This is a genomic window from Nocardioides sp. NPDC006273 (assembly GCF_040613495.1).
Classification (GTDB): Bacteria; Actinomycetota; Actinomycetes; order Propionibacteriales; family Nocardioidaceae; genus Nocardioides.
Map to the genome: position 1 here is coordinate 41,458 of NZ_JBEXSD010000039.1, position 13,372 is coordinate 54,829.

General features: G+C 70.0%; 9 protein-coding genes and 2 tRNA genes. 6 read left to right on the plus strand and 5 right to left on the minus strand.

Annotated features, from left to right (window positions below):
• Positions 1 to 8: 8 nt before the first annotated feature.
• Positions 9 to 1,526 carry an amidophosphoribosyltransferase gene (gene purF / locus ABZZ22_RS17285; RefSeq protein ID WP_354933509.1) on the plus strand — a complete coding sequence of 506 codons (1,518 nt, stop codon included), beginning with the start codon at positions 9 to 11 and terminating at the stop codon, positions 1,524 to 1,526.
• A gap of 14 nt (positions 1,527 to 1,540) precedes the next feature.
• Positions 1,541 to 2,605 carry a phosphoribosylformylglycinamidine cyclo-ligase gene (gene purM, locus ABZZ22_RS17290; RefSeq protein WP_354933511.1) on the plus strand — a complete coding sequence of 355 codons (1,065 nt, stop codon included), beginning with the start codon at positions 1,541 to 1,543 and terminating at the stop codon, positions 2,603 to 2,605.
• A gap of 141 nt (positions 2,606 to 2,746) precedes the next feature.
• On the opposite strand, the gene ABZZ22_RS17295 is transcribed toward purM, so the two are convergent.
• On the minus strand, positions 2,747 to 4,885 hold the full coding sequence (locus tag ABZZ22_RS17295; protein WP_354933513.1) for a PhoX family phosphatase: 2,139 nt from the start codon (positions 4,883 to 4,885) through the stop codon (positions 2,747 to 2,749).
• 286 nt (positions 4,886 to 5,171) lie between these two features.
• Here ABZZ22_RS17295 and ABZZ22_RS17300 point away from each other — a divergent pair, with 286 nt between their 5' ends.
• Positions 5,172 to 5,363 carry a DUF3073 domain-containing protein gene (locus tag ABZZ22_RS17300; protein WP_179659908.1) on the plus strand — a complete coding sequence of 64 codons (192 nt, stop codon included), beginning with the start codon at positions 5,172 to 5,174 and terminating at the stop codon, positions 5,361 to 5,363.
• 69 nt (positions 5,364 to 5,432) lie between these two features.
• Here the strand turns inward: ABZZ22_RS17300 and ABZZ22_RS17305 are convergent, their stop codons facing one another.
• From ABZZ22_RS17305 to ABZZ22_RS17315, 3 genes are all read right to left on the minus strand, one after another.
• Complete coding sequence (locus ABZZ22_RS17305) at positions 5,433 to 6,767, minus strand: hypothetical protein (RefSeq protein WP_354933515.1); 1,335 nt, start codon at positions 6,765 to 6,767, stop codon at positions 5,433 to 5,435.
• 33 nt (positions 6,768 to 6,800) lie between these two features.
• The gene (locus ABZZ22_RS17310; protein ID WP_354933517.1) at positions 6,801 to 10,244 is read right to left on the minus strand and encodes a hypothetical protein; all 3,444 of its coding nucleotides are present in this window, start codon (positions 10,242 to 10,244) and stop codon (positions 6,801 to 6,803) included.
• 122 nt (positions 10,245 to 10,366) lie between these two features.
• Positions 10,367 to 10,440, minus strand: a tRNA-Phe gene (locus tag ABZZ22_RS17315).
• A 115-nt stretch (positions 10,441 to 10,555) separates the two neighbouring features.
• Here ABZZ22_RS17315 and ABZZ22_RS17320 point away from each other — a divergent pair.
• From ABZZ22_RS17320 to ABZZ22_RS17330, 3 genes are all read left to right on the plus strand, one after another.
• Positions 10,556 to 10,628: transfer RNA gene (locus ABZZ22_RS17320), tRNA-Glu, on the plus strand.
• Between the two features lie 132 nt (positions 10,629 to 10,760).
• A complete protein-coding gene (locus ABZZ22_RS17325) occupies positions 10,761 to 11,906 on the plus strand; it encodes a DUF5931 domain-containing protein (RefSeq protein WP_354933519.1) in 1,146 nt (381 codons plus the stop codon).
• 32 nt (positions 11,907 to 11,938) lie between these two features.
• Positions 11,939 to 12,568, plus strand: a complete 630-nt coding sequence (locus ABZZ22_RS17330) for a response regulator transcription factor (protein WP_354933523.1) — start codon at positions 11,939 to 11,941, stop codon at positions 12,566 to 12,568.
• 501 nt (positions 12,569 to 13,069) lie between these two features.
• On the opposite strand, the gene ABZZ22_RS17335 is transcribed toward ABZZ22_RS17330, so the two are convergent.
• On the minus strand, positions 13,070 to 13,372 hold a 303-nt coding region (locus ABZZ22_RS17335; RefSeq protein WP_354933521.1), incomplete at its 5' end, for an HNH endonuclease signature motif containing protein.

Genomic DNA, 13,372 nt, shown 5'->3' on the forward strand with positions numbered 1-13,372 from the left:
GTAGGCACGTGTCCCGACGCAAGGGTGGCGACGGCCGGCTCACCGCCGCCCTCGACCCCCACGATCAGGGTCCTCAGGACCACTGCGGGGTCTTCGGTGTGTGGGCGCCGGGCGAGGACGTCGCCAAACTGACGTACTTCGGCCTGTACGCCCTGCAGCATCGTGGCCAGGAGTCGGCGGGTATCGCGGTCAGCAACGGTCGCCAGATCCTGGTCTACAAGGACATGGGTCTGGTCAGCCAGGTCTTCGACGAGCCGACCCTCGAGTCCCTCAAGGGACACATCGCCATCGGCCACGCCCGCTACTCCACGACCGGTGCCTCGGTGTGGGAGAACGCGCAGCCGATCTTCAAGCCGACCCCGGACGGCTCGGTCGCCCTGGGCCACAACGGCAACCTGATCAACGTCGCCGAGATGCGCTCGTCCGTCGAGGCGCTGCCCGAGCACTCCGAGGGCCGGCACGCGCCGGTGTCGACCAACGACACGTCGCTGCTCACCGAGCTGCTCGCCTACCACCCCGACTCCTCCCTGGAGGCGCGTGCGCTGGAGGTGCTGCCGACGATCCGCGGCGCGTTCTCGCTGGTGTGGATGAACGAGGACACCCTGTTCGCGGCGCGTGACCCGCAGGGGATCCGCCCGCTGGTCCTCGGCCGCCTGGACCGCGGCTGGGTGATCGCGTCGGAGGACTCGGCGCTGGCCACCGTCGGCGCGAGCGTGGTCCGCGAGGTCGAGCCGGGCGAGATGATCATCATCGACGAGTCCGGTCTCCGCTCCGTGCGGTTCGCCGAGGTCGACCGCAAGGGCTGTGTCTTCGAGTACGTCTACCTCGCCCGCCCCGACGCCACCATCGCCGGTCGCAACGTCCACGAGTCGCGCGTGGAGATGGGCCGCGAGCTGGCCCGGGAGTTCCCGGTCGACGCCGACCTGGTCATCCCGGTGCCCGAGTCCGGCATCCCCGCCGCCACCGGCTACGCGCTGGAGAGCGGCCTGCCCTTCGGCCAGGCGTTCGTGAAGAACTCCTACGTCGGCCGCACCTTCATCCAGCCCTCCCAGACGCTGCGCCAGCTCGGCATCCGGCTCAAGCTCAACGTGCTCGAGCACATGGTGCGTGGCAAGAAGGTCGTCGTCGTCGACGACTCGATCGTGCGCGGCAACACCCAGCGCGCCCAGGTCCGGATGCTGCGCGAGGCAGGTGCGCTGGAGGTCCACGTCCGGATCTCGAGCCCGCCGGTGAAGTGGCCGTGCTTCTACGGCATCGACTTCGCGACCCGCGCCGAGCTGATCGCCAACGGGCTCGACGTCGACGAGATCGCCTCCTCGGTCGGCGCCGACTCGCTGGGCTACATCTCGCTCGACGGGATGGTCTCGGCGACCGGCCAGGACGCCTCCACGCTGTGCGCCGCCTGCTTCACCGGCGAATACCCCGTGGAGCTGCCCGACGAGAGCATGCTCGGCAAGCACCTCCTCGAGGTCTCGCTGCAGTCCCCGACCGCGGGCAAGGCCCTGCCGGTCCTGAACAACCCGTGATCGGAGATCCACCAGTGAGCCAGACCCCGACCAACGCCTACGCCGCAGCCGGCGTCGACATCCACGCCGGCGACCGCGCCGTGGACCTGATGAAGGTCTGGATCGAGAAGTCCCGGCGCCCCGAGGTCCTCGGCGGGGTCGGCGGTTTCGCCGGACTCTTCGACGCGAGCGCGCTGAAGGCGTACGAGCGCCCGCTGCTCGCCACCTCCACCGACGGTGTCGGCACCAAGGTCGCGATCGCCCAGGCGCTCGACAAGCACGACACGATCGGCTTCGACCTGGTCGGCATGGTCGTCGACGACCTGGTCGTCTGCGGCGCCGAGCCGCTGTTCATGACCGACTACATCGCCACCGGCAAGGTCGTCCCGGAGCGGGTCGCGGCCATCGTCAAGGGCATCGCCGAGGCTTGTGTCGAGGCCGGCTGCGCGCTGGTCGGCGGCGAGACCGCCGAGCACCCGGGCCTGCTGGCCGCCGACGAGTACGACGTGGCCGGCGCGGCCACCGGTGTCGTCGAGGCCGACAACCTCCTCGGTGCCAACCTCGTGAAGGCCGGCGACGTCGTCCTCGCCATGGAGGCCTCCGGCCTGCACTCCAACGGCTTCTCCCTGGTGCGCCACGTGCTGCTCAACTCCGGCGCCTACACGCTCGACCAGCAGGTCGACGAGCTCGGCAGCACGCTCGGTGAGGCGCTTCTCACCCCCACCCGCGTCTACGCCAAGGCCTGCCTGGACCTGGCCCGTGGGACGAAGACCCACGCCATGTCCCACGTCACCGGTGGCGGCCTCGCCGCCAACCTGGAGCGGGTCATGCCCCCGGAGCTCTCCGCGCGCATCGACCGCACCACCTGGACGCCGGCACCGGTCTTCGACCTCGTCCGCCGCACCGGCTCCGTCGCCCTGCAGGACCTGGAGATGACCCTCAACTGCGGTGTCGGGATGGTCGCCCTGATCGACCCCGAGGACGTCGACGAGGCCGTCCGCATCCTCGCCGGCTACGACATCCGCGCCTGGGCCGCCGGTGAGGTCACCGCGACGACTGGCGGCAAGGTCGAGCTCAGCGGGGCGTACGCGGGCTGGTGAGCCCGACCCGCTGGTCGAGCCGCGAGGCCGCCTGCGGCCGAGCGTGTCGAGACCAACACGGTCCCATCGAGCGCGATAGGGACTGTGTTGGTCTCGACACGGATTCGTTCGTACCTCACGAATCCGGCTCGACCGGCGGTGCTATTTCTTGAAGACCTGCACGACCGACGGCCGGGGACCGGCGAACTCGCCCTCGCCGGCGGTGCCGTCGACGTAGTCGGGGAAGAGGGAGTTCTGGGCTTCCCAGGTCCCGTCCTCGCCCGGGTGCTGGACGGCGACGAAGACCGAGCCGTCGCGGTCGTGGATGACCGGACCGCAGGTCTCGGCGTCACGGGGAACGGCGAGGAACTGCTGGACGTGGCCGCGCTCGCGACCCTCCAGCGGAACCTTGAACAGCCCGTCGGACTTCTGGATCGAGCTGGGCTGGCCGTCGGTGGAGATCCACAGGTTGCCCTCGGAGTCGAAGGCCAGGTTGTCCGGGCACGAGATCGGCGAGACCTTGTCCTGCGGGTAGCCGGCGAAGTAGGTCGACTCGTTCACCGACGGGTCACCGGCGACGATGACGATGTTCCACCGGAAGATGCGCGAGGTGTGGTCGCCGTCGTCCTCGGTGATCTCGATGACGTGGCCGTCGCGGTTGGAGTTGCGCGGGTTGGCCTCGTCCACCCCGGCCTTGCCCGTGGTGCCGCGCTGAGAGTTGTTGGTGCAGGCGACGTAGACCTTGCCGGTCTTCGGCGAAGGCTCGACGTCCTCGCAGCGGTCCATCTTGGTGGCGCCGGCCTTGTCCGCGGCCAGGCGTGTGAAGACGAGGACCTCCTCGACGCTCATCCCGGCGACCTTGCTGCGGCCGTCGACCACGAGCGGGACCCACTGGCCATAGCCGTCGAACTTGCCGTCGCTGGGCAGCGTGCCGGTGCCGTCGATCTCGGTGGCAGGAGAGTCGCCGTGGAAGCGGGCGACGTAGAGGCTGCCCTCGGTCAACAGGTCAAGGTTCTTCTTCCGGTTGTTGGGGTTGTACCTCCCCTTGGAGACGAACTTGTAGAGGTAGTCGAACCGCTCGTCGTCACCGGTGTAGGCCACGACCTTGCGGTTCTTGGCGATGACGACGTTCGCGCCCTCGTGCTTGAGGCGGCCGAGCATGGTGTGCTTGCGCGGGGTCGACGTCGGGTCGGTCGGGTCGATCTCGACGATGTAGCCGAACCGGTTGGGCTCGTTCGCGTAGTCGGCCGAGCGCGCGTCGAAGCGCGGCTCGATGGCCTCCCAGCCGTACGACGACGCATTCTCGTTCAGGCCGTAGCGCTTGTTCTCGGGGGTGGCGCTGCTGGCGCGGAAGTAGCCGTTGAAGTTCTCCTCGCCCGACAGGATCGTGCCCCACGGCGTGGTGCCGCCGGCGCAGTTGCCGATCGTGCCCAGCGCGACGGTGCCGGTCGGGTCGGCCGCGGTCTTGAGCAGGTCGCTGCCGGCCGCCGGGCCGGTGATCTCGAACGGGGTCGAGGCCGTGATGCGGCGGTTCTTCGGAGCAGACGGGACGTAGCTCCACTTCTCACCCGGCGCGGAGCGCTCGAGCTCCACGATCCCGAAGCCGTGAGCGGCCATGGAGATCCTGAGCTGCTCGGTGGCGTCGAGGTCGGGCGGGAACATGATGTCGGCGTTGACGTACTCGTTGTTGCAGCACAGCAGGGCCTTGGTGCCGGCCCTGTTGGTCACGATGACGTCGGTGTAGTCGTTGTTGTAGCCCCAGGCGAGCGCCTGCTTCTCAGCGGACTGGTCGTTGACGTCGAAGGGGACGCCGCCGGGAAGGATCGGGTCGCCCCAGCGGATGATCGGCTCCCAGGTGTAACCCTGCGGGACCACGAAGGTGTCCTCGGTCGCCGCGACCGGGGTGATCGGCTTGAACGGCAGGTTCGTACGCCCGCCGTGCCCGTGTCCGTGGCCACGACCCGCGGCCAGGCCGGCCTGAGGGCTGGCCGCGGCTGCCAGGCCGCTGCTGCCGACCGCGAGGGCGACGGCGCCGGCTCCGGCGAGACCCAGCGCATGGCGGCGGCTGATTGCCTTGCCGGCGATGTCGCGGAAGTAGCCGTTGTCGGAGGTGTTGGGGGCGGGCTTGGCGCACGCGCTGTCGCACTTGAGAGCGCAGGTCACGGCGCTGCGCTTGCCGCGCGTGTGGCCTGCCATGGGGAGCAAGGACAGCATGGTGCGGCGGCCGTCCGTGGCAGGGGCGCCAGGGTCGCTGCACGAGGGACAGGCGGTGTCGGTCTGGATGTCGCTCAGTTCGGTCACTGCATTTCCGTTCAAGACGCGTTGTGTCAGGATCCCAAGAATCGGAAGGGAGGCTATGCGCGGCGAGACAACCGACCGGCCCCTCAGCCTGTCGGCGAGATGAACGGGGAATGACGAGTCGTCAGGCTCAGAATCATGTGACCTCGGTAACATTCGCTCCTAGCGAACGGATTTTCGACACCCCGGCGTGCGGATTCTTGGCATTAACCGGTAGCGTTGCTCTTACGAGAAACCTGTGAACAGCCCGGGACTATCCCGGCCAAGTGCGACGAGGGGGCTGGACCCTATGGGGCGCGGCCGAGCGAAAGCCAAGCAGACGAAGGTCGCACGCGACCTGAAGTACCGGACCTATGAGACGGACTTCGGGGCCCTTGCGCGCGAACTTCATGGTGATGAAGACACCAGTCAGAAGGCCGATCCGATACCGGACGACTATGACGACTGGTCGGACTACGACGCGGGGCCCTCGCGCCCTTAGGCCGTGTCTCTCAGAGACGCGCTCAAGGGGGCGGCCGGTCAAAGTGGCAACGTCTTGACCGGTATCCCCTCAGTCCGATCGGCCCCGGGTTGATCGGCTCGGGGTCGATCGGCTCAGGACGACCTCGCCGTGGGTGCCGTAGCCAGGTAGCAGCCCGCCGTGAGGCGTGCCGTCGAAGGCTACGTGCAGCCACTCCTCCCCGACCGGGATCAGAGTGGGCCACGGCAGGTTCGAGACGTACGCCGAACGGAGTTCTGCGACCTCGTTGAGGTCCAGGTCGAAGATCGGGTAGCGAGCACGGACGCGACGTGAGTTGTCGCGTCCGTCGCTGGCACCTACCACGACTGTGCCGCCCAGCGGGACAAGAGTGGTGCCCTCGGTGGCTGTCCGGTCGGATCGTGCTGCCCGCAGGCTGAGCGCGTCCAGGCTCGGCCCGCTGGCGAGGACCGGATGGAAGGCGAAGTACTTCTCGGCGCTGACGTAGCCGACCAGCCATTCGTCGTCGCGGCGCACCAGGTGCGGGTCCCAGACGCCGACCGACCTCAGGCCGTCCGTCGGCAGAGAGAGCGGGGTCGCGTCGAGGACGTGCTCGCCTCGGGTCACGTCCTCCCGTGAGCGGGCGATCGTGACTCCGACCGGGCTCCACGGCTTGCCTGGGTCTTTCTCGTCGGGCGCTTTGAAACCGGCCCATGTGCTCGTGGTGACGACCCACTCGTCCCCGTCACGCATGAGGTGGGTGGCGTGGTCGCCGTAGACCAGCCCTTCCCGGCGGAAGTAGAGCGCACCGCGATGGACGAGTTCGTACGTCGTCGGGTCCAGCGCCCACACCGAGGTGTGCGCGGTGGGGAAGAAGCCCGGTCCGGCGCTGGTGGCGGTGAGCAGCACGGTCCCGTCGTCGTCCCGGAACGGTGAGCCGTCGGCGTACGTCACCGCGCGGATGTCGCGCAGGCCGAGCTGTCCGAAGGCGCCGGTGCGCACGTCTGCGGCCGCGCCCTCGTGTTCCGCGGTCAGGTCGGCGAGCCAGGCCTCGTCACGCGGCTCGATCCCGAGCTCGGAGAGGTCGACCCGCGCTCGCGCCACCCACGCGGCGTCCGTCTCCTGGGTCAGCGCGGTCAGCATGGTCCCGGTCAACGTCAGCGCGAATCGGCCGGCGCCGCGGCGGACCCTGGCGTGGCGCCGGCTCGCGTGAGTCGTACGCCGTGACCCGGTCGTCGCCTCGAGCCACACCCGCCGACCGTCGTACCTGCCGGTGAGCTCATCGCCGCCCGAGGTGAAGGTCAGCGAGACCGGGCCGTCGCAAGCGACCTCGATCGCGGCGTTGGCCGCGGGCCGGGAGGAGCTGGTGGAATCGACAGCGATCGTGACGGGGCGCTGGCGACGTACGATCTCGAACTCTGGGAACATCGGTTCCAGTCTTCCGCGCGTTCGGTTTCAGCCCTAACGCAGCCCTCGAACGTAGGCGGTGGCCCGCCGCAGGTCGTGGAGGCGCGCCTCCCAGGTGATGCCGAGGAAGAGCAGCAGGAGTCCGGCCGCACCGAGCGCCCACCACTGCTGCAGCATCGCCGCCGACGGCATCTGCGCCAGAGCCAGCACCGAGGCGACCAGGGCGCCACCGACCAGCGGCGCGGCCCAGCGCAGCCAGGCGCCGCCGATGATGAAGACGAGGCAGGCGATACCGAGCACCACGCTCCGCATCGAGATCGGGTCCTGAAGCGCCGCGGGGACGGACGGGACGAGGGCGAGGAAGACGCCCGGCCCGAGCACCGGTAGCGAGGCGATCTCCCGGTCGAGGCGGAGCTTGACCACGCCGTAGGCGACCAGTGCGATCGCCGGCGGCAGGGTGTAGTACTCCCAGGTCGCGACCGACGTGTCGCCCAACCGGATCCATAGGGCGATGGTCATCAGCGTGGCGCCGGCCCAGCCCAGCCGGCGGCGCTCGTGGCGGGCGATCGCGTGCGCGGAGACGGCGGCACCGGCCAGTGTCAGCAGGATGCTCAGCCAGGGAAGGTCGACGCCGCTGGATCCGACCGCAGCCGGTCCGTCCGGTGTCAGGACGATCGAGGGGCCGAGGCTGACCGTGCCGAAGAAGATCGTGACCGCGGCGGCCACCGCGGCGGTGATCTCGGCGGAGGGCAGCAGTCGGAAGATGGTGACGACGGCCAGGACGACGATGATCCCGGCCGCGGCGTGCGGCGGCGCGATGTCGCTGAGGTTGGCGAACATCCAGCAGAACGCCGTCAGCGTGATGATCCAGTAGGGAGCGGTGACGGCCTTGGTCTGCTGTTCCCGGGTGAGCCGGTCGACGGCGACCGCGGCGGCGGTGAGCACCCCGGCCACCACCAGCGCCAGCAGGTCGTTGCCGAACGCGGCGCCGAGAGATCCCAGGCCGAGCACGCCGGCGATCGCGAGGCGCGCTCCGGACTGCTCCGGCTCGTGGCGCAGGATCGTCGCGATGCACATGACGCCGGCGATGAGCAGCAGGATCGCCAGCCAGTCGGTGTCCACCGAGCCGCCCTCGTCGAAGGCGCCCAGCACGATCGACACGGCCGCGCCGGTGGCTGCCGCGGCCTCGGTGGCGGGACTGCGGCGTACCAGCACGATGGCGCCCATCGCGACGACGACCACCACCGCGGTGTAGGGACGATCGACGTCGGCCATCCGGGCCGCCTGCCAGACGGCGGCCGTCAGGGCGAGGATCCAGTAGGCGGTCGCGACCTCCCTGGTCTGGCCGGACTGGACACGGTCGACCGTGACGGCAAGCGCGGTGAGGATGACGGTCACGGCCAGGGCGAGCACGTCGTTCGAGAGGACCGCGGCCGTGGCCGCCCCGATCCCGACGGTGCCCGCCACCGCCAACGCGGGAGGCTGGCGATGGTGCAGGCCGATGGCCGCGGCGAGGATGGTGGCGATGGTCAGCAGGACCGCCGCCCAGGTGACGTCGACCGAGCCGATCCCGATCGAGACCGCGGCGCTGGCCGCGGCAGCCCACCAGCCCGACGCCCGGAACCGGAAGAGCGTGATCAGCCCGAGGACCGTGACGATCACGCACGCGGCCCATTGCCGCTCCACGTCGACCAGCGGCGCGAGCGACCACAGGCCGAGGCTGAGCGTCACGACCGAGTAGCTGGCGGTGACCTCGCGGTCGGCGCCGGCCAGACCCCGAACCGCGTACGCAGCCACCCCGGCGAGCGCGAGCGCGACGACCACGGTGAGCAGGTCGCTGGGCAACGCGGCGGCGAGGGCGACCAGGCCGAAGATGCCGGCGGCGACGAGCCGCGGCCGCCGCTGCGCCCACCAGGCCAGCGCGACGGCGACGCCGAGCAGCAGCAGCGCCGGGACCAGCAGCGGGGCGGCGTAGCAGGCGGCCGTGATCGCGAACCCGGAGAGACCGCCGGAGAAGATGATCCAGCGGACCGTGGGTCGGTAGGTGCGGAAGGCGGGTGGGTTGGACTGGTAGAACCAGGCGGTGCCGAGGGCGAGGATCGCGAGCAGTGCCGGCAGCGTCAGCCAGCCTGGCAGCAACGGATCCGGGCCGGTGACCGGGGAGAACGCCGACTCGGTCCAGGGCACGGCCGCGAGCCGGACGGCCGCCGAGGCGGTCAGGATGAGGACCGTGATGCCCAGGGCCACGGCGTACGGCGTCAACGCGGTAGCCGCCCAGCGCCAGGGCCGGGGAAGTGCCAAGAGCGCGCCGGCGGCGACCAGGGTGACCACGACGGCCACGACGGTCAAGGTGACCGGGCCGTCGTCGAGGGCCGGCTGGGTGAAGGTGTAGGCGGCGATCAGCAGCGACACCCCGACCATGGCGACCTTGGCGTCCTTGGGCAGCGGGAACAGCAGCGCCACGATCGCCAGCACCGCGGCCGCGCCGAGCAGCAGGGGCAGGGTGCCGCCGGTCAGCAGCTCGGAGCCGGTCAGTGCGGGGTCGGCCAGACCGCGGACGAGGAGCATCAGCCAGAAGCCCGCCAGCACGACCATCGCCCCGAGGGTCAGGGCCCGCAGCTCGGCCTTGCTCGCCGCGATCACCACGATGAGAGCGATCACCGCAGCGACCAGCGGGAACCAGATGAGGTCGGAGATGAGCTCGAGACCGATCAGCGCGGTGAGTACGCCGGCGGCGGCCGCCACCTGTGGCCCGATCACCGCGGTGAGCTTTTCGCTGCGCTCCCCGACCAGGGACATCGCGGTGCCGGCTATGAAGACGGCGACGCCGACGATGACCAGGAAGCCACGGTCCCAGTCGGCTCCACCGAGCCAACCGGCGTACTTCATCCCGGCTATGTCCAGGGCGAGCAGCCCCAGTGCGAGGGTCCAGACGCCTTCGGTGCCGGCGCGCAGCTCGAGATGCATCAGCACCGCGCCACCGATCGTGAAGAGCGCGGTGAAGACGAGCAGCATCGTCGTTCGGCCACCGACACCCATCGCGGCCCAGGCGACCGCGAGGAAGATGACGCCCGCGACCAGCAGGAAGAGAACGCCGACGCCGACCAGGATCAGCGGCACCGTGATCGGCGCGCGGCGGGCCGCCGCGAGCGGGGCGCCGGGGAACGGGGCCGGCCCGGCGACGGCTGTCGCTGCCGCCGGTGTGGCCGCCGTCGCGGCGACAGGCTCGGCGACGGGTTCGGGCTGGATCAGCGGGGGCGCCGCGGGCGGTGCGGCGGGTGGCGCGGCAGGGGGCGGCGGGGTCGGTCGCACGGCTCGGCTGGCCTCGTCCCGGATCGAGCGCAACCGGGTCATGAGCACGTCGGCTCGCAGCAGCGTCCCGTAGAGCTCTTGGGCTACTGCGTTCTCCAGGGGCAGCCCACAGTTCGGGCAGGGGCTGGTGCCGGGCTCGAGGGCCTCCCGGCAGTCGGGGCAGCGACCAGGATCGGCGTACTTCACAGCCCACCATCCTTGCGTAGTTCCGCCGATGCGTGTGCGGGAAACGCAGAGGGTCCGAGCCGAGTCCCGAAATGGCAACCGGCTCCGACCCATGGTTGTGGGTCGAAGCCGGTTGCTGCTTGTGGGCAGGGGCGGGGTCGAACCGCCGACCTATCACTTTTCAGGCGATCGCTCGTACCAACTGAGCTACCTGCCCAAGCGAGGTGAAACATTACCGGAAACGACCGCAGCGGTCCGAATCGGGGTCCGTGCACGCACGTACGCCCTCGCTTTGGCGGCCCAGGACGCAGGCCTCTAGGATGTCCCGGCAGGCCCCCTTCGTCTAGCGGCCCAGGACCCCGCCCTTTCACGGCGGTAGCGCCGGTTCGAATCCGGTAGGGGGTACAACAGCTTGCCTGTGGCATCAGCTCGCTTCGATCCATGCCTCGATTCTGGATCTCGCGCGGCGCTTCGGCATCCGCACGGATACTCATATCCGGGACGTACGTTGCCTGGTGTAGTGCGACACTTCCCACTGTGAATGCGTGGACGTCGCCGGCGGCGATCGAGGTCGAGAACCGGCTCTTCCGGGCTCTCGCGGTGCTGCGCGTGATCGTTCTCGTCAATGCCGTCGGGCTGACCGCCTACCGGGCAGGCAACTTCGATCCGCCGACGGCGGCGCTGGTCTGCGCGCTCGTCATGGTGAGCTGGACGGCGTTCGCCGTCTGGGCGTACGCGGCACCCAGCCGACGCACGGCGGTGCTCGTGGGCGCCGACCTGGTGATCGCGCTCGGGCTCCTGCTCGTGACGCCGCTCGTGAAGGGCCCGGGGTTCCAGGCGAGCGTGCCGGGCTTCTGGGTGAGCGGCGCGCTGCTCGCGTGCGCGATCCACTATCGCTGGATCGGCGGTCTGCTGGCCGGTGTGGCACTGGCGGCCGTCGACCTCGGCCTGCGTCAGGAGATCGACCAGTCGATCTACGGCAACGCGTTCCTGCTGGTCATCGGCGGCCCGGTGGTCGGCTACATGTGTGAGTCGGTGCAGCGGATGGCGCTCGAGCGGGATCGGGCCGAGCGTGCGGCGGCCCGGGCCGAGGAGCGGGCGCGGCTCGCCCGGGCGGTCCACGACGGCGTACTCCAGGTGCTTGCTCTCGTGCAACGCCGCGGCGGCGACCTCGGTGGCGACGGTGCCGAGCTGGGCAGGCTGGCGGGGGAGCAGGAGCGGGAGCTGCGAGCGTTGATCCGTGGCGAGCAGCCCGGCCGTGGCCCGGCCGCAGGGATGGTCGATCTGGCCGCGGCGCTGGCCGAGCTGGAGACCGGCACCGTGACCGTCTCCGGACCCGCGACCGCCGTCGAGATGCCCGCACGCCCCGCCGAGGAGATCCTCGCGGCGACCCGGGCAGCGTTGGACAACGTACGCCGCCATGTCGGTGAGGACGCCCGCGCCTGGGTGCTCCTGCAGGCGTTCCCCGACCATGTCGAGATCTCGGTGCGCGACGAGGGCCCGGGTATCCCCGATGGTCGCGTCGCCACGGCCGAGAAGGACGGCAGGCTGGGCATCGCCGGTTCGATCCGGGGCCGGATCCTCGATCTCGGGGGCACGGCCGAACTCATCACAGGAAGGATGGGAACGGAATGGGAACTGGTCGTTCCTCGCATGGGTCTCGACAGGCTCGACCACCGGTGACCGCTCGACCACCGGTGACCGCGGTCAGGTTGATGGTCGTCGACGACCATCCGATGTGGCGCGACGCGGTCGAGCGTGATCTCGCCGCCGCGGGCTTCGAAGTCGTCGCCACCGCCAGCACCGGCCGGGAAGCGATCACCAGGTTCGCCGCGACGCGGCCCGAGGTCGTGGTGCTCGACCTGCACATCCCGGAGCCCGACGGTGTCCAGGTCACCACCGAGATCATCTCCCTGCACCCGACGACAAAGGTCCTCATCCTCTCCGCCTCGGGCGAGCAGAACGACGTCCTTGCAGCAGTCAAGGCCGGAGCCACCGGCTACCTGATCAAGTCGGCCTCCCGCGACGAGCTCCTGGAGGCCGTACGCCGCGTCGCCGCCGGCGACCCCGTCTTCACCCCCGGCCTGGCCGGCCTGGTCCTGGGCGAGTTCCAGCACAGCGCCGCCACCGAGATACGCGGAGACAAGCCCACGCTCACCGACCGCGAGACCGAGATCCTCAAGCTCGTCGCCAAGGGCCTGAGCTACCGCCAGATCGCCGACCGCCTCGTCCTCTCCCACCGCACGGTCCAGAACCACGTACAGAACATCCTGCGCAAGCTCCAGATGCACAACCGTGTCGAGCTCACGCGCTACGCCATCGAGCAGGGTCTGGACGGCGACTAGGTTCGGTTAGGTTCGGTTCGGTGGCTGGTCGTCTTTGTTGGGTTGGGGCCGCCGACCCGTTGTGGATGGTGTTCACGCCGGCTCCCGGAGTCAAGGCGATGTATCGAGCTTGTCGAGATGACGGCCTTCGGCCGCCGGCTTCGCCGGCCGCTTCGCGGTCCTTGACACCGTGATCCGGCGAGAATTTTGGCTGGTTATCGGGTCGGCGGCGGGGTATGGCGCAGCGGATTTTGGGTTGCGCACGGGATTGGGGACCGGGTTGGCCGGTCCTGCCAGGGAGAGGGTCTGCGGGGGCGCTGCACTAGACGATGACACCTCGTGAATCGTTCACAAGGGGGCCGCCCCCTATGGCTTGGCGAAGACCATGAGGTCGTCGGCTATGACAGCGGGCCCGACCTCGCGAAACCCTTCACAAGGTCGGCCCGGCGGGCAGGGCAGGCCGGGCAGGGCAGGCCGGGCGGGCCGGGGCAGGCCGAGTGGGCCGGGCATGCCGCAGCCCGGTCAGGCGTGGCGGGTGAACCGGATCCGTCCGTCCGGGAGGCGTTCATGGTCGTGGTTGGGGTCGTGGATCCGGCGATGATCGCTGGGACACAGCAGCACCATGTTCGCCAGATTCGTAAGCCCGCCTGCCGACCACGGTTTCAGATGATGCGCTTCGGTCCAGGCCGCTGGCGCGTCACAGCCTTCGGCTTGGCAGCACTTGTCGCGTAACCGGAGTGCACGGTGTTGGACCGGATGGGCCAGCCTTGTAGTGCGGCCGAAGTCGAGAATCTCCGAGCCGGTGCCGAGTACGACGGGGATCAG

Excerpts from the sequence above, each read along its gene's own strand:
- ABZZ22_RS17330 (WP_354933523.1), top strand. The coding sequence starts at position 11,939 with ATGGTCGTCGACGACCATCCGATGTGGCGCGACGCGGTCGAGCGTGAT.
- ABZZ22_RS17305 (WP_354933515.1), bottom strand. The coding sequence starts at position 6,767 with ATGTTCCCAGAGTTCGAGATCGTACGTCGCCAGCGCCCCGTCACGATC.
- ABZZ22_RS17300 (WP_179659908.1), top strand. The coding sequence starts at position 5,172 with ATGGGGCGCGGCCGAGCGAAAGCCAAGCAGACGAAGGTCGCACGCGAC.